The sequence below is a fragment of the Heliophilum fasciatum genome (assembly GCF_004341395.1).
Classification (GTDB): Bacteria; Bacillota; Desulfitobacteriia; order Heliobacteriales; family Heliobacteriaceae; genus Heliophilum; species Heliophilum fasciatum.
Map to the genome: position 1 here is coordinate 16,563 of NZ_SLXT01000004.1, position 18,862 is coordinate 35,424.

The 18,862-nt window shown below is 50.4% G+C and carries 16 protein-coding genes; 12 read left to right on the forward strand and 4 right to left on the reverse strand.

Annotated features, from left to right (window positions below; translation table 11 throughout):
* Positions 1-13 precede the first annotated feature (13 nt).
* The gene (locus EDD73_RS02625) at positions 14-1,279 is read left to right on the forward strand and encodes a glycosyltransferase family 4 protein (RefSeq protein ID WP_207668791.1); all 1,266 of its coding nucleotides are present in this window, start codon (positions 14-16) and stop codon (positions 1,277-1,279) included.
* A gap of 110 nt (positions 1,280-1,389) precedes the next feature.
* Here EDD73_RS02625 and EDD73_RS02630 read toward each other — a convergent pair whose 3' ends face one another.
* Positions 1,390-3,003: a glycoside hydrolase family 57 protein gene (locus EDD73_RS02630; RefSeq protein WP_131918145.1), complete on the reverse strand. Its 1,614-nt coding sequence runs from the start codon at positions 3,001-3,003 to the stop codon at positions 1,390-1,392.
* On the reverse strand, positions 3,003-3,800 hold the full coding sequence (locus EDD73_RS02635; protein ID WP_131918146.1) for a DUF4912 domain-containing protein: 798 nt from the start codon (positions 3,798-3,800) through the stop codon (positions 3,003-3,005). Before EDD73_RS02635 ends, EDD73_RS02630 begins: the two co-directional genes overlap by 1 nt.
* A 118-nt stretch (positions 3,801-3,918) precedes the next feature.
* Between EDD73_RS02635 and EDD73_RS02640 the strand changes: the two genes are divergently transcribed.
* Positions 3,919-4,509, forward strand: a complete 591-nt coding sequence (locus EDD73_RS02640; protein ID WP_131918147.1) for a CPBP family intramembrane glutamic endopeptidase — start codon at positions 3,919-3,921, stop codon at positions 4,507-4,509.
* Complete coding sequence (locus EDD73_RS02645; protein ID WP_131918148.1) at positions 4,506-6,221, forward strand: amidohydrolase family protein; 1,716 nt, start codon at positions 4,506-4,508, stop codon at positions 6,219-6,221. The genes EDD73_RS02640 and EDD73_RS02645 overlap by 4 nt, the downstream gene beginning before the upstream one ends.
* A gap of 11 nt (positions 6,222-6,232) precedes the next feature.
* Here EDD73_RS02645 and EDD73_RS02650 read toward each other — a convergent pair whose 3' ends face one another.
* The gene (locus EDD73_RS02650) at positions 6,233-7,297 is read right to left on the reverse strand and encodes a hypothetical protein (protein WP_131918149.1); all 1,065 of its coding nucleotides are present in this window, start codon (positions 7,295-7,297) and stop codon (positions 6,233-6,235) included.
* Between the two features lie 3 nt (positions 7,298-7,300).
* Positions 7,301-8,149: a hypothetical protein gene (locus tag EDD73_RS02655; protein WP_131918150.1), complete on the reverse strand. Its 849-nt coding sequence runs from the start codon at positions 8,147-8,149 to the stop codon at positions 7,301-7,303.
* Between the two features lie 84 nt (positions 8,150-8,233).
* Between EDD73_RS02655 and rlmD the strand changes: the two genes are divergently transcribed.
* From rlmD to EDD73_RS02695, 9 genes are all read left to right on the forward strand, one after another.
* Positions 8,234-9,637 carry a 23S rRNA (uracil(1939)-C(5))-methyltransferase RlmD gene (gene rlmD / locus EDD73_RS02660; protein ID WP_165876274.1) on the forward strand — a complete coding sequence of 468 codons (1,404 nt, stop codon included), beginning with the start codon at positions 8,234-8,236 and terminating at the stop codon, positions 9,635-9,637.
* Between the two features lie 144 nt (positions 9,638-9,781).
* Entirely contained in the window at positions 9,782-12,514 is a 2,733-nt protein-coding gene (locus EDD73_RS02665) for an InlB B-repeat-containing protein (RefSeq protein WP_131918152.1), read from the forward strand.
* Between the two features lie 228 nt (positions 12,515-12,742).
* Positions 12,743-12,856, forward strand: a complete 114-nt coding sequence (locus EDD73_RS15670) for a CDGSH iron-sulfur domain-containing protein (RefSeq protein WP_479723869.1) — start codon at positions 12,743-12,745, stop codon at positions 12,854-12,856.
* 110 nt (positions 12,857-12,966) lie between these two features.
* On the forward strand, positions 12,967-13,731 hold the full coding sequence (locus EDD73_RS02670) for a DODA-type extradiol aromatic ring-opening family dioxygenase (RefSeq protein WP_131918153.1): 765 nt from the start codon (positions 12,967-12,969) through the stop codon (positions 13,729-13,731).
* Between the two features lie 78 nt (positions 13,732-13,809).
* Entirely contained in the window at positions 13,810-14,106 is a 297-nt protein-coding gene (locus tag EDD73_RS02675; protein ID WP_131918154.1) for a hypothetical protein, read from the forward strand.
* 378 nt (positions 14,107-14,484) lie between these two features.
* Entirely contained in the window at positions 14,485-15,180 is a 696-nt protein-coding gene (locus EDD73_RS02680; RefSeq protein WP_131918155.1) for a DsbA family oxidoreductase, read from the forward strand.
* Positions 15,181-15,416: 236 nt separating this feature from the next.
* The gene (locus tag EDD73_RS02685) at positions 15,417-16,238 is read left to right on the forward strand and encodes an alpha/beta fold hydrolase (RefSeq protein ID WP_131918156.1); all 822 of its coding nucleotides are present in this window, start codon (positions 15,417-15,419) and stop codon (positions 16,236-16,238) included.
* 18 nt (positions 16,239-16,256) lie between these two features.
* Positions 16,257-17,891: a sensor domain-containing diguanylate cyclase gene (locus tag EDD73_RS02690; protein ID WP_165876275.1), complete on the forward strand. Its 1,635-nt coding sequence runs from the start codon at positions 16,257-16,259 to the stop codon at positions 17,889-17,891.
* Between the two features lie 178 nt (positions 17,892-18,069).
* Positions 18,070-18,762 carry a DUF554 domain-containing protein gene (locus tag EDD73_RS02695; RefSeq protein ID WP_131918158.1) on the forward strand — a complete coding sequence of 231 codons (693 nt, stop codon included), beginning with the start codon at positions 18,070-18,072 and terminating at the stop codon, positions 18,760-18,762.
* The last annotated feature ends 100 nt before the right edge of the window (positions 18,763-18,862 follow it).

The window sequence follows — 18,862 nt, forward strand, 5'->3', positions numbered from 1 at the left end:
CAGGGGGAAAGACATGCGGATTCTCATGCTTTCCTGGGAATACCCGCCGAAAAGCGTAGGCGGACTGGCACCGCACGTTCACGGCCTCGCCGGGGAATTAGTACGGCAAGGTCATGAAGTTCATGTTGTAACTCAAGGCGATGATCAATTGCCGGCGCTTGACCATGATCGTGGCGTTGTAGTTCATCGCATTCAAGCGAATTCCATTTGGTCCCTTGATTTTATCGGCGGCATTCACCAGTTGAATTTTGTTTTCTTAGAAAAGGCGATGACCTTACCGTCTCAATACGGCCCCTTTGATATCGTCCATGCTCATGATTGGCTTGTCGCCTTTGCCGGACGGGCGTTGAAAAATGCCTGGGAGGTACCGATGATCGCCACGATTCACGCCACCGAGTGGGGACGCCACAACGGACTGCACACCGATTTGCAGCGGTACATCAGCCAAATCGAATGGTGGCTTTGTTATGAATCATGGCGCGTCATTGTCTGTAGTCAAGCGATGCAAGGCGAACTGCAGCGCATCTTCCAAGTTCCGGCGGATAAGTTGAGCGTCATCCCTAACGGTGTGCATGCGGAAGACTTTAGGGCTGATAAAGTGAGCCCTGATTTCAACCGCAATTGGTACGCCAGCGATCACGAACGGATTTTGCTTTATGTGGGCCGCTTAGTTTGGGAAAAAGGCATACAAGTGGCGATTGAAGCGATGCCGGAAATCCTGCATACCCATCCGCAAGTCAAGCTCGTCATTGGTGGCAGCGGTGTACAGCGCGGTTACCTGGAAGCGCTGGCGCGCCAACGCGGTGTGGCCCACAAAGTGCATTTTGCCGGTTATCTGGAGCATGGCCCCAAGGTGGGCTTGCTGCGCGCTGCTGAAGTGGCGCTCTTTCCCAGCTTGTATGAGCCCTTTGGCATTGTCGCCTTAGAAGCGATGGCTTCCAATACGCCGGTGCTCGTATCCGATACGGGCGGTCTGGGCGAGATTATCCAGCATCGGGTCAACGGTGTCAAAGCGCATGTGAACAACCCGGGATCGGTAGCCTACCAAGTCCGACAATTGCTCAGTGACGACCGACTAGCCCATGCAGTGACCAAACAAGCTGCCAAAGATGTAACCCAGAAATACTCCTGGCAGGCGATTGCACGGACGACGGGACAACTGTATGAAACGGTGCTGCAGCAACAGCCCAAAACAACGGTTGCTGCCAACAAAAGTTTCTTGAATTTGTGGCCTTTGGGACGCACGGCTGACCAAGCGGTTTCTCGTCGTCGCAAATAAGTTTAAGGTTAGAATCATTAGAACCGTTAGAACCATTGAAATCACATTTACCTGATAAAAAAACAACCCGCAAATGGGTTGTTTTTTTATCAGTGTTGTTATTTTTTTTATCAGTGTTGCGCTTGTGTTTGATAGATACGATAATCAATCGATGGAAAGACATTGTTACGGTCTTCCATGTCATTCAATTCTTCGAGCCATGCACCGTGCAACCCATTGTCGCAGTTGCGCAACATCTCTTCCAGACGAGTACAATTATTTAAATGGTACAGACTGCGGTTGGTGGCGTATTTGACCGTCGTGCCTGTTTTCATGATAAAAGCCCAGTCACTGCTCTGGGCAAGCAATAACTCCCGCGCCATTTGATTTAAGATGCGGTGCTGCCAACCGTCAGGATGATGATAACGACTGGCCAGATCGACCATGCGATCGGCTGCTTGATGCAAGTGGCGATAAAGCCAGTGGTTCGTTTCGTTGAGCCAGACTTGATGACAACCGTCGGCTCCCCAACTGGATTCACAAGGTTCGGCCGGTTGAATCGGCAACCCGCTTTTTAAGTAATCACCGGGTGTGGCCATCTGCAGTTCCGGTGCGACTCGCGCCCGGCAGCGGAAAACTTGATCAATAAATTGAGGGCCTTCGTACCACCAGTGACCGAACAACTCGGCATCGTAAGGAGAAAGGATCATCGGCGGTCGATCCATCAGTCCATTGAGATAGCGCACTTGTTGTTGACGGTTGAAAATAAAATTTTCCGCGTGCTGCCGCGCTTTACCGGCAGCCCATTCCGGCACATAGGCCTCCTTGTGATGGCCTTCGCGTTCGGTGATGCGATGATATTTAAATCCCGTATGCAAGCGAATCCCTTCCGGATGAATAAAGGGACGAAGATACTCGAAATCTTGATCATAGCCTACATCCCGATAGTATTCACGATAATCGACGTCACCGGGATAGCCTTCGTCTTTACTCCAGACTTGCCGCGATGATTCCATGTCACGACCGAAGGCGGCCGCACCGTGCGGTGTGCGCAGTGGCGCGAAAAGCCCATAACGCGGTTGGGGCGTAGCGTATAAGATGCCATGAGCGTCGGTAATAAAATAACCGATCCCCTTTTCCATGAGCAACTGATCTAAGCCGGGATGATAAGCACACTCCGATAGCCAGATGCCCAGGGGGGCACGATTAAAATATTGCCAATACACATCAACGGCAACTTGCAGTTGCGCCCGTTGTGCCTGAGGATTGTCTTTCATCAAGGGCAAATAGCCATGCGTAGCCGGGCAGGGGATAATTTCCAGAATCCCTTGATCCATGAGGCGACGAAAAGCGCCGATCAAGTCACGGCCGTATTCATGTTCAAAGCGATGCAAGTGATGAGCAAAGCGATCATGATACATGATCGCCAGAGGATGAAACTGATCATCACCGCGCGTGCGCTCGATTTCCAGTTCACCAAGTAACAGCAGTCGTTCCATGTGTTGACGATAACGATCTTGCAAAAGCGGATCAGCAAGCATATTGAGCAAGGGAGGACTCATGGTCAGTGTTAAACGAGCGGGAATCTGATCACGAACCCAGCCTTCAAAGACACTCAGAAGTGGCAAATAACATTCAGTAATGGCTTCAAAAAGCCAGCGTTCTTCCAGATAATCATGCCGATCAGGGTGGCGTATAAAGGGGAGATGGGCATGTAAGACAAAGGCCAACCAACCTGCGGGCATCAGCTGCTTCCTCCTGTTTCGGGATTTGCCCAAGCGCCTTGGGGCGACGAAGGCGCACCGGACCATGGGCCTTGTGGTGACGACCAGGCACCTTGTGGTGATGACCAAGCACCTTGCGGCGAGGAAGGCAGCGCTGACCAGGCGCGTTGTGGCGATGTCGGCACGTCACCGTCCTCCTGTGGTACGAATGCTCCAACAAAACCGGGCATGAGACCGGCAATGGGCGGCCACAGCGGATCGATGATGGATGAAGGTGCGGCCGGTGGCGTTTTGACAATGCCGGAGATTAATAAAGGAATGAACTTATCAGACAAGATCCGGCCCACTAAGACTTGATACTGGGTAGAAGGTACCAAACCATGAAAGAACCAGTGATCGCTTCCCGGCAACAAAGCATGCTCTTGATGCGATGCGACGGTCCAATCCTGGCCGCTCGTCACATCGTATAAGCGCAAGACCATGGGGGCACTGTCCCAGATTTCCCGGGGATAAGCGAGACTGGCTGCCGCTTCCCGTGCCGCCGTCAGTTCCCAATATACATACAGGGAATCGGCCGAACGCACCAATACCGTTAAGCAATCATTACCTAATTGCTGCGGTAACGGTGGCAGTGCGCTGTCAAAGCGATGCCGCAACGGCGGAAATAAGGATAGTTCTTCGGAAAATTCGGTAAGACCAAACTGGCTGCCCCGGGGACCTTGCTTTTCACGGGCAGATCCCATACGCATCCATCGAGGCATCCAAAAGGCAAGGAAAAAAACCAGCGTGAGGAACAAACTAAGCGATAGAAAATTCATAGGGTTGCCACCTCCTGTCTAGCTTGATCTAGTATTTCCCCGTTCGTAGCGCTTAATTTCATGACGGGGCAGGGATTTTTCACCGATATCGCGAAAACCAAAGAGGGAGTGATGGAGGATGTCATCATTACTGCTGAAAAGTGCATTCACTTCCGCTTTGCTTTTCGCGATTGCTTATGTTGGATCGCGTTGGTTCCGGCGCAAGACCGGGGAAAGTACGGATCAGTCGTCTCTGTTGCTTTTGCCCTTTAAAGTACATGCCCGCGCTTTTTACCGCGGCATTGGGCTGGCAGGGGTGCTTCTGAGCGGCGGCATCGTCCTTGGGGCGATCTTGTCTTTGTTGAACCCGCCGCCCCAAGCAGCGGAACAAGTTCTACGCCGGGCAATGGCCGAAGCCGCAACGGGGGGAGCTTTCTTAAGCGTTGTCCTGCTGGCACCATGGAGTGAGGAAGCGTTATTTCGTGGATTTCTTTTGCCCGCCTTGGCCGCACGTTGGGGTGAGCGCAAAGCTTTACATGGTTCAGCACTCCTTTTTGCGGCGCTTCATCTGGATCTGTTTCGTTTGCCGCTCCTTTACTTGGCTGCTTGGCTACTTGGCCGAGAAGCGCTGCGAGAGAGAAATCTCCTCTCGGTGACCGTAGCGCATAGTATCTGGAACGGATGTAATTTTATTCTTTTATGGCTAAGTGCCGGAGGAGGAACGGCATGAGACGACTGATCGTCTTGATTGCGGGACTAATCTTTTTGTTTGCAGGATCGTTCACCGGCGTTTACTTTGGCCTGGGCTGGCTGGCGGAGCAGGGTTTTGCATGGGCGGAGAAGCCGATGAATTACGACTTTGTGCTCAAAAACGGTACGGTGATCGATGGAACAGGAAAACCGCGATATCAAGCGGATGTGGCCATTCAAAGAGGAAAAATTGCTTTTATCGGCTACATTGAGCCACCGGAAGGGATAACTGTGATTGATGCGACGGGCATGTTCATCCTGCCCGGATTTTTCGATCTTTACTCACGAATTGATGGCGTGGAAGACGATGGGACAAAATTGGACATGCTGATTCGCCAGGGCGTCACGACCATGCTCTTCGACCATGGGACCAAGACGGAAGAAACGATTGCTCAGCACCTGCAAAAAGCCGGTCAGGCCAAGCTTTCCCTCAATTATGGAGTGCTTACCGGTCATCAAGATCTGTTTGTTCTGCCGGAAGCGGCAGAGGAAGAAGCGTTGCCGGAAGAAGAATTACCCGAAGAAGAATTACCCGAAGAAGAGTTGCCAGAAGAAGCGTCGCCGGAAGAAGCAGCGAAAAAAGCAGAAGCGGCCAAAAAAGCGGAAACCGCGAAAAAAGCCGCAGCAGCCAAAAAGGCAGAAGCAACCAAACCACGGCCGGCACTGGCCGATCTGGAAAGAGAACTTGATGCCAACTTGGAGCAAGGCGCTTTTGGCTTATCCGTTAATTTTGATGACGAAATCGGCCAGCAGATCACCTATGAAGAAGTCTTAGCCTTGGCGAAAATCCTCAAGGAGCGCGGCGCGTTGCTCGCCATGACGCTTCCGGCAGAAACACCCGATCCGGAAGCGCTCCTGCGCCGCGTCGTTGAATTGCATCGCGTCAGCGGCGCATCGGTCATGCTGGCCCCTTGGCCTTACTGGGAAAGCGGCCCCCCAGCCAAGATCGACAGCATGCTGGCATCGTTAAAAAGTGCCTATGCCGACGGCAATCGCTTTTACGTTTGCCTTTATCCCGGGATGCGTCAAACCGTAGAAGTGCGACAGACCTTGCAGCGTGCGCTTTCGCGGTACCCCCTGGAGCGCATCGAAATTGCTCAGGCCGGTGTAGCTGCCGAAGGCTATATCGGAAAAACCATCACGGAAGTGGCCATGGAGACGCTCCGAACGCCGGCAGAAGTGGTGCGTGCCTTGAGCGCTGATTCGACCGTTCAAGTAACCTTGCGAACGGCCAATCCGGAGCGCTTGCAAGCGATCAGTGCTGCCCCTTATGCGGCCCTGACGGTCGAGCCGGGAACAGGATATACCAATGGTGACAAAGAAGTGATCCGGGATTTTCTTTTGCATACCGTGCAGACACAAGGCCGGATTCTCTGGGAAGAAGTTGCCGTCAAGCTGGCGGCTCGTCCGGCACAGTTGCTGCGCATCGCTGATCGCGGCACCCTGGAAAAAGGCAAATGGGCCGACGTCGTTGTGGTTGATCCCTTGATCCTCAATGGCCAGGCCCGAGACAAAAATCCCATGCGCTATGTCTGGGTCAATGGGAAGCTCATCTATAGCCAAGGTCGCATCTCCGACAAGGATCGAGGACACGGCAAAGTCTTACGCTTTAAGGCGCAGCCCCTCGTACTGGAACCGGTCGTTAAAGCAACCGCAACCGAAAAGGAAAAGGCTAACAAAGTGGATCAGTAATGAGGCAAGCATTAGCGGATCTCAGGCATACGAAGACACCGGCAAGGTACACCCTTTGCCGGTGTTTGTGTATAGTAACGTTCCCCATCCCACCAGAGATCATCCAAGAAAGCGCTCATCCCGGTGAGTAACTCCATGCCCTTTAAGATGCGTAGTTTTTTTTGCTCCACTTGATAAACGATCTGCGACTGAACGGTATTTTCCGGAAAAGGGCGCGAGTGAAACCCACCATCTTCACGGTCAAGGATAAACCGATACTGGATGGGGTGCTTTTCGCCCAGCGCAAAGATCCAGAAAGTGATGGTCAGAGAAGAAATGGTTTCGCTGAGCGCCGGCGCACTGGTACCGGCCAAAGGAATCTCAATATTGCGCTGTAGGGGAACCGGTTTTTTGGTGATCGGATCGGCAGGAAATTGTAGGCGCAATTCCCCCCAAGCCCATAGCGCAAGGCCGGGGGCAGAGAGGATATAAAAAAAGTCATCAAAGGAAAGCTCTTCTTTGAGCCGCAGTTCGCCATCCGGTTGAATCACCAGGGCCAAACGAGCTTGCTGAATCATGGAGCGTACCGACACATTGACATACCGTGACAAGTAGGAAACGGAGCGTAGCTGATCCGGCGGAGGAATAATCGCATTGAAAAGTTCGTTGCCAGTGGGGTTGATGCTGTGCTGAAGCAGGCGGCGAAACAAGAGAAAGTTCCCTGCGATTAAGAAAAGCAAGAGCCCCTGAATTACTAGTTGGTTGCCTAACGGCGGTTGTAGTCCCTGCAAAAGCACAAACATCCAGATACCGCCGATCAGTGCCAGTGTAAAATCAAGATAAAAAAGCAACGTTTGGCTGGGTCCATGGGGAAAAAGGTAATACATCTGATATTTGCGCACCAAGTTGGCCATCGGGCCGGTTAAATTTTTATTTTCAAAATAGGGCAGCTCAAGAAATTCTTCCAGCACATCTTGCAGGCGCTCCACCCGTCGCTGTACAAGCAGCGATACAAAAATACCGGTCGATCCCAGCAAGGCCAAGAGGGCGCCCGAAACCGTCCAGAGAAAGGTCACATAAATCTCTTGATCGAACACACCTCACACCTCCAGGGTAAAACGCAGATTCTTGGCCAGTTGAGCGATCTCCGGTGCATTCCCGGACAAGCAGGCGCTTTCGAGGCGGCGGAGCAGGTGTTGCAGCGGTGCCGTCGGCAAGCCTTCCCGCGCTGCTTGTCGCCCCATGGCCGCCGTTTCCGTTATTAAAACGGCCAAAGCGGACCATTGCCGGTGCTCTGCCAGGGTCAAGCCAACGGAACGCAGGCAATCGCTGAAGTAACCCCACAAGCTGTCACGATAGGGAAAACGAGAGGACTGGCAATACTCAAAGATGAGACTGAGGATATCCATGTACCGCCTTGTCAGTTCATCGGGATCCGGGGCGGGACAGTGCGTTGACTCGCCGGTGTTGCTGTAGCTGGGGGCAGGGCTGTGGGCAAGGCCAGGGAAGGTGCCGGGAGCAGACAGTCCCAGCAAACTGCGAAGGTAATCTTTCAATAGTTCGTTAATCCCTGCGCGTAGCCGTGACCAGCGCTGTTGAACCATCACTTCCAGCAATTGATCCAGTGCCAAGTCCAGGCGGTCACAGCGTGGCTCATCGGCGCTGCATAACTGTTCCACGGTAGGAAGTGTACTTCCTAAATCGAGATAAGCATGATCGGCAAGCAAGGGTACGCTTGGTTCCGGTATCGACGCGTCAGCTTCGGTTTTGCTATCGGCAACGGCTAAGCGATCCGGCAACGGCACTGCCGGCTTGTCGAGCAGACAATAAGGATATAACTGTACTGTTGATGATGCACAGGGTGGAAGGGACTTTTCCTCGCTGGCCGGCATCGCCAGCAGACGGCGAAAATTAAGAATCCATTGACGCAAACAAACAAATTCATTCATACTGCCTAGTATCGGCAAAGGGAAACGGATCAAACCATCCGAACGGTGCTGGTTTTTTTATACATTGGAAAGGAAATGATGCGCGTGCAACTAGGGCAGGAACTGGAGATAATCGGAGAGAATATTAGCTTACAAGGTGACGGCATTGCTCGGCCACAAGGAATCACTTGTTTTGTGCCGGGGCTACTGCCAGGGGAGAAAGCCCGTGTCAAGATTACACAAGTCAAAAAAAATTACCTGCGGGCGCAGGTCATCGAGCGAAAAAGTGCTGCTCCAGAGCGAGTAGAACCGCGTTGCTCTAGTTTTGGTCTTTGCGGCGGTTGCCAATTCCAGATGCTTGATTATGCCAGTCAATTGGCTCTGAAACGGCAAGCTGTTGTTGATGCCTTACAACGGTTGGCCCACCTTCACGATGTAGACGTACAGCCTGTCCAGGGCATGGATCATCCCTGGCGTTATCGCAACCGCGTACAACTGCATTTTCAGGCATCCCAGCAAGGGTGGCGCCTGGGCCATTACCAAGCCGGTTCACGGCAAGTCGTGGAAAATGACGACTGTCCCTTGCTACCGATCCCTTTAACCGAGGTGATTACCGAACTGCGTGGGCAACTGGCCAAACACGATCCGGAGTGTCGCTGGCCCCTGACGCATGCGGTGATCAAGTCCGTGCGTACAAACGCCCGGACCGGAAATGAAGCGGCTGCCGGTGAAAAAAAGGCCGATGCCGGTATCGAGCTCATGCTGATCATCGTAGTGAGCAAGGCCACTGCTGACCTTCGCGAGCGCTGGGCAGCGATAGCCGATGCGATGATAGAGCGTAACCCGCTGCTGACCTCGGTCGTGCTTAACCTCAATCCCCACAGTAACGGTGAAGTGCTGGGACGGCGCTATCTGAACACATGGGGAAAGAAGCGCCTCGTCGAGCATACAGCGGCACGATTGCAGTTGGAAGTGGGAGCAGCCAGTTTTCAACAAGTCAACCCTACACAGGCTGATGTGTTGCTTCAGGTTATCGGCGCAGCTTGCGCCTTGACTGGTAGTGAGACGGTCATCGATGCGTACTGTGGCGTCGGCGCGATCAGTCTTTATCTAGCCCAAAGAGCCAAGGCAGTGGTCGGCATTGAAGAAGTTGCCCCGGCCGTTGATGATGCCCGGCGCAATGCGTTGATCAATGCCTGTACCAATGCAACCTTTCATGTGGCTGCTGTGGAAGAAATGCTGCCTAATTACATTAAAGAAGGCAAGGCTTGCGATGTGCTGGTGCTTGACCCGCCGCGGCGCGGTTGTGATCCACGGGTGATCGATGCGATCGCTGAAGCTGAGATCCAGCGGATTGTCTATGTCTCTTGTGATCCGGCCAGCATGGCCCGGGATGTGGGACGATTGGTTGTAGCGGGGTACCGCGTTGGTTCTGTACAACCGGTGGACATGTTCCCCCAGACGGGACATGTAGAGACGGTAGTGTTGATGTCAAGGGTGGAGAAGTGAATGTGTGGGAAGTCCAGTAATACTGGTTTTTTCGAGGTTTGAGAGTAAAAATTCGATGTGTAAATATCGTGAAAATATTACTTCGTTATAGCAAATAAACAGCGGCCGGGTGAGTTTAAAAAATCATACTTAGGAGTGAGTAGAATGAATCGGACTGTGTTGAAACAAAGTACCAAGCATAGAGCGGATCACCAGGAAACCGCCGGCGCAATGCGTGCCGGAATATTCCGGTGCAAGAAAATTTCCTTGCTTCTGACGCTGATGATCCTCGTGAACCTGGTGCCGCTGGGCGTATTTGCCGCATCTGCCGCATCTGCGACCTTGACGGGAACCGTGACCATTCCGCAAGCTGTTCCGGATGGGCAGAAGGTGATAATCGAATTAAGCGCGAATCACGACATGGGCAGTACGGAGGTTATCCTGAACCCGGGGCAGACGACGGCATCGTATGTTATTACGCTAAACCTCGCCGACCACCAAGATACCTATCTCCGCTACAGTATTACCGATAGTGGCGGCATTGACATGGTGTCGTCTGGCATCTACAAGAACGATGCTGGCCACAGCATCTGCTATAGCGAATCAGAAATCTCCGCGATGTTCGATCCGATTTCCGCTGGGCAGACAATCATCGCGGACTTCGCGGTTCCTTTGGGATACCCGATTCAGGGGACCATTTTTTTGCCCGAGGAAGAAGTGGCCCCTGAGGGAGGCCTTCAGTACCAGATCACCTCAGGATTAGGGGTGACGCTGCCTGCCAAAGTCATGGCACAGGGCAGCTCTTCAGCGACATACCGAATCGTCATGCCGCCGAGCGCCACTAGCACAGTGGGGTGTATTCTGTCCAATCAAGACCGTTACTGCAAAGCGAACTACTATAGTCCTGAGGGAACAGCTCCGCATTACAACGGAGGTAAGGTCCTGAACATTGCCAATCCGCTATCCAATGTCGATATCCAGTTGATTTCGGCATATCTCATTTCGGGGAAGGTTTATCTGCCAAGCGGGATTTCCAACACCGGGGTCACGACGGCAACATCCGCTATCATAGCAACCGGCCCTTCCTACAGCCTGACTGGTGAAGCCTGTTTTCCTCCGGGAGCAGAATTCTCCACATACCAGCTGCTTGTTCCAAGGAATTTCAATGTACAGACCTTGATGGCCAATGCCCCGACCGGAGGAACGATTGCGGGGATGTTCATGCCGTCCTATTACAGCACCGATGCGCTGTCCACAATGTGGCCAGGGGCGACTGGATTCAGCGTGACAGACAATATGACAAAGAACATCGCCATAATTCTGTACCCGGCAACGACCGCTGTAGTACCGGTGACGACTCATACTGTTACCTATGACCGGAACGGTGGGGATACAGATGCGAACCCTGTTTCCCACAGTGTTGTCTCCGGCAGCGCAGTGGGCTCTTTGCCAACGGCGCCGACACGCTCCGGGTATTCCTTTACCGGATGGAATACGGTTTCGAACGGCAGTGGATCCGAATTCACGGCGGGAACCGCGGTTTCACAGAATACGACGGTATATGCCCAGTGGTCGGTGGAGCCGGTGCAGACATATACGGTTACCTATGACCGGAACGGTGGGGATACAGATGCGGACCCTGTTTCCCACAGTGTTATCTCCGGCAGCACAGTGGAATCTTTGCCAACGGCGCCGACACGCTCTGGGTATTCCTTTACCGGATGGAATACGGTTTCGAACGGCAGTGGATCAGTCTTTACTCATGCCACTGTAGTTTTGGCTGACCTTAAAGTTTATGCTCAATGGACGTTCAACCGCAGAGACGGTGGCGGGAAGGCAAGACAGCCTGCCGCTCCCGTCAGCAATATTAATAGCGGTGCAAGCCTCGCCCAAGCCGACATGAAGCAGCTGGCATCCATGGGAAGCACCCTCACGGTGAACAGCCAGGATGGAAGCAGGCTGGTGTTCGACGCCGAGGCCGTAAAGGGTATTGCGAACCAGGCCGGTAGCAGCGTTCAGGCAACGATGCAGAACGTATCCGCCCAGTATCAAACCAGCCACCCCGGCCGGGTGGTGTATTCCCTCACTGTTACCTCGGAAGGGAAGACCATCAGCCAGTTCGGAGGAAGCGTCACAGTGACTCTGCCCTACACCCTGAAACCGGGAGAAGACCCCAGTCGGGTGGCCATCTGGCACTTGGCGGCTGACGGCATCCTTACGGAGATCCCCTGTAGCTACGATGTAGCCACCGGTCGTGTAACCTTCAAGGTGAGCCATTTCGCGCTCTATATGATCGGCCTTAACCAGGCGACGGGCCAACCAGCCGCAGGCACCCGCTCCAAGAGCTTTGCCGATATGAAGGCCGATGAATGGTTCAGTGGGGCCGTGCAGTACATGACCGACAGGGGCCTGATGGAGGGCACCGATGCCAACAGTTTCGGCCCACAGGGAGACGTCACCCGGGCCATGATCGTGACCATCCTTTGGCGTATGGAGGGCAAGCCCGCTCCGGCTTCATCGGCGGCCTTTGCCGATGTGCCCGCAGGGGAATACTACACCCAGGCAGTGGCCTGGGCAGCTAAGGAGGGCATCGTCAAAGGCCACAGCGCCGACCGATTCGCTCCCCAACAGAGCATCACCCGGGAGCAATTGGTCGCCATGCTGTTCCGCTACGCCCAGTATAAGAAGCAGGACACTTCCCAGGGCAGCATGTCCAGTCGGGAGTATGCCGATTACGGCAACATATCGGAATACGCAGCCCCGGCAGTAGCCTGGGCAGTGCACAAAGGCCTGCTGTTGGGCAGCGACAACCAGCTGCTGCCTGGCGGAAACACTACCCGTGCGCAAGTGGCGGCACTGCTTCAGCGCTTCGACGAAAGCCACAGGTTGGAACCCTGAATGTGATAGAATCGCCACAAGGAACCATTCAATAAATATCCAACTATAGTTCAATCCCTCTGACTGGCGTTTAAACACTGGACAGAGGGATTGTTTTCTTATGAGGATAGGGGGCTCATTCTGAGAAGTAGGCCCAGAAATGGCTGAAATCAAAGGCTTCAAGTGAATAAAGTATGAGCTTTTGCACAAAATAAAAAATGAAGTCATAGCTAATAAGGAGATATAAGTATGGATAAACCCGTGGTTGCTGGAAAATCACCTATTCCAGTTGAGATTAAAAAGGGTGCCTGCAAGCAAACTAAGAACCCTCCATACTGTGATGGTTCACACCAAAATCTTTAATAATTGATTATAAGAGTCTATGTATCTTATACATAGGCTTTTTATATATTTCCCTAGAGGTTTTTTAGCGATTATCATAAATATATAATTACAGAAAAGGAAGTGAAAAGATGATTCCTTCGATATTTTTATGCCATGGCGGACCGACACTTGTGGTGGAAAAAAACGAATATACTGATTTTCTTAAAGACTTGGGCAAAAAACTAACACCTAAAGCTGTTGTCATATTTACAGCCCATTGGGAAAGTGAAATTACAACAATCTCATCAATGGATGATACCTACGATATGATCTATGACTTTTCCGGATTCCCAAAAGAATTATATTCAATAAAATATCCTGCCAAGGGTTCTGTAGAAGTAGCTTCAAAGCTCAAATCCATGTTGGGTAATAATGGCATTGAAAGCAAGTTTAACGAAAACAGAGGATTGGATCATGGTGCGTGGGATGTTCTTTACTTAATGTATCCAAATGCAACGATACCTGTTGTTCAAGTATCAGTAAATCCCTATTTGGCGATGGAAAAGCAATATGAGATAGGAAGGGCCATTAAAGAACTGGGAGAAGAGGATATTCTGGTAATAGGAAGCGGTTCGACCGTTCATAACCTTGCTACAGTAGATTGGAATTCTACAAAGGTGGAAGAATGGGCAGTAGAGTTTGACAATTGGCTTATAGAAAAAGTAGAGAATAATGATAAAGAAGTTCTGTTTAATTACAGGGAGACAGCACCATATGCTAAACGTGCCATACCACGTGAGGAGCACATAGTTCCTATGTTTATAGCCATGGGATGCGGTAACAAAGACAAGCCAAAGCTTTTACACCAAAGCTATGTATATGGAACTTTAAGTTATATATGTTTTGAGTTCTAAAATAAATCCAAAAAACTCGTAAACGTCAGCACAGGGACGATCACGCCGGAATAGGTTGATAGCGGGGGGAATGCGCTTATGGAATTCTATAACGTATTGGTATCCACCGCTATCGAAATCACCGCTTTTGTTGTCCTCGTGTTGTCCATCGTGGCCTACAATCAATTCAAGCCGAAGGTAGAAGCTTTTCTGGAAGCAAATTTAACCCAGCAGCAATTGGCGACACTCAAGCAACTCTGTGATTTTGCCGTCGTTGCTGCCCGAGAGAGGTTCAAGACGATGGACGGAAAAGCACAGTATGAAGCGGCTGTCGAATTGGTAGTTGGTGGACTGCAGGCAAAAGGCATCTTTTTGGACGAAGAAGTGGTTAAGTAGGCAGTGGAAAGAGCTTATCAAGAAGCAAAAAGCCAAGGTATTGTTCAGTCACTGGCAACTGAATAAATGAAGAAGCCTCGATCGCAAGCAAGATCGAGGCTTCTTCATTTATTGTTGGTAAGTCACTGTGCACCAAATATTTGTTTTTATCCACTGTTATGAGATAATCAGGTTGTATTTTACAGGTGATCAGACAGCCATGAATATTTCGCTCTAAGAGAGCCATTGTGTCAGCGAACCAGAGCCATGATCACGGAAAAATAGAGCCACCTTCATGGAGCGGCGATCCACCCGTTTGCAGGTAGATAGGAAAGCCGACGTAAGAAATGAATGGATATCGTTCATACTATTGAAGTACAAGAGCGAAGGAGTGTTATGATGAATAAAGTGACCGTAGAGTTTTTCCATGACGTAATATGTAGCTTTTGCTTCCCCATGTCATATCGGATGCGTCAACTCCAAAAAATGATGCCAGAAGTTCAAATCGTGCATCGATCCTATGCGCTGGTCAAATCAGAACGCGATTTTGACGAAATGTTTGGTTCAAGAGCAGCGGCCAAGGCCGAAATTCTGAGCCATTGGGAACAGGCCAATCAAAATGATGATCTGCACCGGTTTAACATCTCGGGAATGTATCAGGCAGATTTTCCCTTCCCGACTTCCCTGAAAGCGCTTACTGCCTGTAAAGCGGCATACTTCACCGCAGGCGACGCTGGCTATTGGGATGTTTTTGACGCTCTGCAACATGCCTTGTTCGTACAAAACCGCAACATTGAAGAACGGGATATCATTAATGACTGCATCAGGCAAAGTGGTATCGACTTTGCAACATGGGAGCAGCATTATAACAGTGATGATACCAAGGAAGCGGTGGAGAAAGATTTAATTCTTGCAAAACAATATGGCGTCCACGCGGTTCCATGCCTGATCATCGAAGGAAAATATCGCATCAGCGGTGCCCAGCCTCTTGCGCAAATTATCCAGGCCATCGGCAGCGCTGTGGAAACACAAGAGCAAACTCCTCCTGCCGGTGCGTCCTGCCGATTGGATGGCAGTAAAATCAAATGCGATTGATTAATTTGCCGATGAATATAGGAGACTCGTGTCCTTTTCAAGCGTTACTAATAAAAACAGTTACAGCCGCCTCAAAAGCACTCTACGGCCAATGTTGTAGAGTGCATTTTTTTATGCCACCTGCGCCAATCGTTAATGAGTAGAGATAATTTACAATTGAAAATTGGATGGATTATGAAGTATGATCAAACTAACGATCATCCCGTGTGCAACTCGTTATTGGAGGAGGGGAATTAATGAAAAACATTTTATCACGCAACAATGTCAACATCCTTGGAAAAGGAAAAAAAACGATCCTATTCGGCCACGGTTTTGGCTGTGATCAAAATATCTGGCGGCTCATGATTCCCTATTTTGAAGACGACTACCGAATTGTCCTCTTTGACTATGTTGGGTCAGGGAAGGCCGATGTTGCCGCTTATGATCCGCAACGTTACAGCACTCTGCATGGGTATGCCCGGGATGTCATCGAGATTTTAGAAGCTCTCGCTGGTGACCCCGTCATCTTCATCGGGCACTCCGTCAGTGGTATGCTCGGTTTGCTGGCGTCGATCCAAAGACCGGGGTTATTTGCAGCGCTGATCATGCTCGGTGCTTCACCGAGGTATATCAATGACCTGCCCGATTATTATGGTGGCTTTACGGATGATGAAGTCAGCCAGTTGCTGGACATGATGGAGCAAAATTTTGTGGGCTGGGCAAGCGTCAATGCCGCTGCCTTGATGAACCAGCCCGAACAGCCTCACCTGACTGAGCAATTAAAAGCGGCCCTTTCTGCGGAGAACGCCTTAGTGATGCATAATTTTGCTAAAGCCATCTTTTTATCGGATCACCGGAAGTACTTGGCCGAGGCTACAGTCCCGACTTTAATTGTGCAATGTTCGGAAGACAGCATCGTGCCAATCGAGGTTGGAACCTATCTGCATAACCATATCAAGAACAGTGTGCTGAAAGTTACAGATACCAAAGGACATTACCCTCATATCAGTCAACCGCAGGAAACGGCAAAAATGATCTTGAACTACATAACTGGCACTAGCGTTTCCGGAGAACCATAAAAGAAAGATGGGATCATGGTGAACTGTCGGATGACCAACGCCCCCTGTGGCTACCTTACCGTAACATCGCAAGGGTTGATCAAGGATGTCAATCAAACCTTATTAACTATGCTGGGATATGAACAAGATGATTTGTTACATCAACACATGGAATCGCTTTTAACATCTGCCAGTAAAATGGTCTTTCACTCCTTGTTTTTTCTTCAATTGCAACTTAAGGGGCAAATTGAAGAGATCTATGTCACTTTGAAAGGTAAAAATCGGGAAGAGATACCGGTTTTAATGCTGGGGAACAAAGTAACTGATGATACTGATGCAATGATCGATTGTATGGTTGTTAAGATGGCCAAACGCAATGAATACGAAAAGGAACTCCGGCAGGTCAAAAAAGAATTAGAGAGAGCGTACAAAAAAGAAAATGAACTGCGCAGCCTCTTTGAAACCACCCTTTTTTCGATCAATGAAGGCATCATTGTTACCGACAAAGAGGGGAAAATCACCCTCATGAATCGAATGGCCGAAATATTTACCGGATGGCCGCAGGCATCGGTGATCGGCCAAGCATTTGCCGACATATTTCTAACTTATCATCGTCAGACAAGAGAAAAAAAACCAGTCATTATCGACGATATGGTCTGTGTGGGATGCCAGGGCAGCATCGATGATGTGATATTAGTTTCCCGCGATGGAACAGAACGCTTTATCATGGGAACGGTAGCCAACATGGTGGCGAAAGATGGCGGAATTACCGGCGTCGTGATTTCGTTCCGCGATATCACCAAAGAATATCTCCAAGCCAAAGAGATCGACGGGTTTTTGAATGTAAATTTAGATATGCTTTGCGTGACTGATTTAGCTGCTAATTTTCATAAGGTCAATAAAAAATTTGAAGAGATTCTGGGTTATAAAACGGAAGAATTGGTAGGGGAAAGTTATCTTTCCTTTATCCATGAAGAAGATATTCCCGGCACGCTCGATGCAATGAAAGCGCTGACCAATCAAAATGCCCTATCGGGCTTTACCAATCGCTATCGATGCAAGGACGGTTCCTATAAATATATCGAATGGCACAGCCAACCGGGTGTCGGAGGATTTATCTATTCCTCGGCTCGGGACGTAACGGAAAAGAAACAAAAAGAAGAGCAATTGCTAAAAATTGCTGTCCGCGATCAATTAACCGGTCTTTATAACCGTCATTACTTTAATATGATTCTCGGTGAAGAAATGGAAAAAGCCGATCGCTATCAGCAACCGCTGACCTTAGCCATCTTAGATTTAGATCATTTCAAATATGTCAATGACACATGGGGTCATCCGATTGGCGATGAACTCCTCAAGCTGACGGCCGCAACTGCCAAAAAGCAGTTGCGCGGCGCTGATTTACTGATCCGATTCGGCGGCGAAGAATTTGTCGTATTGATGCCGCAGACATCCACCCAGGGTGCGATCAAGGCATTGGAAAAAATCCGTCTGGCCATCGAAAACACCGATCACCCCGTTACGGGCAAACGAACGGTCAGCATCGGTGTGGCCGAGCGAGCCACAACCGAAGCGTTTCGTGACTGGTATCAACGTGCTGACGAAGCGTTATATCGCGCCAAACAAAAAGGACGCAACCGTGTTGTCGCATACGAATTGGGAAAATCGAAATGATTCCTGCCAATAAATCCACCGAATGCGAGGAAAAAGGGAGGGCTATTCCCATGAGAGAGGCGTTGACCAAGCGAATCTTAAAGAACGGCAATCGTGTGGAGATGGCTACGATCTAAGTAGGATAGGTCAGTCTGAATCATTGCCGATCGAGAAAGAATCCAAACGTAAGGAGAAAACAGTGTTAGGAACGCTTGTAAATACCCTGGCGATTATCATCGGAGGAACATTAGGGCTTTGGTTTGGCCATGCTGTGCCGGAAAAAATGAAAGAGACGGTGCTCCAAGGATTGGGATTGGCCGTTTTGCTGATTGGCGGCAGCATGGCTTTAAAGACCAACAATGTCCTTGTGGTCATTGGCGCGTTAGTGATCGGCGGAATGATCGGCGAGTTTGTGGACATCGAACAGAAGTTAAAGAACTTCGGCCATTGGGTGGAAAACAAAATCGCCCGTGGTGAAGATGGGCGATTTACCAAAGCTTTTGTCAGCACAAGCCTCATTTATTGTGTGGGGGCGATGGCGATCATGGGCTCCATCGAAAGCGGCGTTAACGGTGATCATCGTATCTTGATGGTGAAATCGCTGTTGGACGGCATATCGTCCATTGTGTTTGCTTCTTCCCTGGGGATCGGCGTGTTGGCTTCGGCGATTCCGGTATTTTTGTATCAAGGGGCCATTACATTGGCTGCCGGTTTGTTACAAACGATTCTTTCTTCGTCCATCATTACGGAAATGAGTGCTACCGGCGGATTGCTCATCGTAGGCATCGGCCTGACGATGTTAGAGATTAAAGAAATCAAAGTGGGTAATCTGTTACCGGCCATATTTGTGGCGATCCCGCTGAGCGCTCTGGTTACCCGCTTGAATATCTAAAAAAGTATTTGACCGCTACTTTCACGATTGGTATCATGGGATCAACATAGGAGAGCCAAAAGGGTATAGAGCGAGATTGCGACAGTCCTGTTTTGTCAAC

What these genes read in the sequence shown, in the direction of transcription:
- EDD73_RS02645 (WP_131918148.1), top strand. Translation starts at nt 4,506, where the DNA reads ATGAGACGACTGATCGTCTTGATTGCGGGACTAATCTTTTTGTTTGCA.
- EDD73_RS02640 (WP_131918147.1), top strand. Translation starts at nt 3,919, where the DNA reads ATGTCATCATTACTGCTGAAAAGTGCATTCACTTCCGCTTTGCTTTTC.
- EDD73_RS02655 (WP_131918150.1), bottom strand. Translation starts at nt 8,149, where the DNA reads ATGAATGAATTTGTTTGTTTGCGTCAATGGATTCTTAATTTTCGCCGT.
- EDD73_RS02665 (WP_131918152.1), top strand. Translation starts at nt 9,782, where the DNA reads ATGAATCGGACTGTGTTGAAACAAAGTACCAAGCATAGAGCGGATCAC.
- EDD73_RS02635 (WP_131918146.1), bottom strand. Translation starts at nt 3,800, where the DNA reads ATGAATTTTCTATCGCTTAGTTTGTTCCTCACGCTGGTTTTTTTCCTT.
- EDD73_RS02670 (WP_131918153.1), top strand. Translation starts at nt 12,967, where the DNA reads ATGATTCCTTCGATATTTTTATGCCATGGCGGACCGACACTTGTGGTG.
- EDD73_RS02625 (WP_207668791.1), top strand. Translation starts at nt 14, where the DNA reads ATGCGGATTCTCATGCTTTCCTGGGAATACCCGCCGAAAAGCGTAGGC.
- EDD73_RS02685 (WP_131918156.1), top strand. Translation starts at nt 15,417, where the DNA reads ATGAAAAACATTTTATCACGCAACAATGTCAACATCCTTGGAAAAGGA.
- EDD73_RS15670 (WP_479723869.1), top strand. Translation starts at nt 12,743, where the DNA reads ATGGATAAACCCGTGGTTGCTGGAAAATCACCTATTCCAGTTGAGATT.
- EDD73_RS02680 (WP_131918155.1), top strand. Translation starts at nt 14,485, where the DNA reads ATGAATAAAGTGACCGTAGAGTTTTTCCATGACGTAATATGTAGCTTT.
- EDD73_RS02630 (WP_131918145.1), bottom strand. Translation starts at nt 3,003, where the DNA reads ATGCCCGCAGGTTGGTTGGCCTTTGTCTTACATGCCCATCTCCCCTTT.
- EDD73_RS02675 (WP_131918154.1), top strand. Translation starts at nt 13,810, where the DNA reads ATGGAATTCTATAACGTATTGGTATCCACCGCTATCGAAATCACCGCT.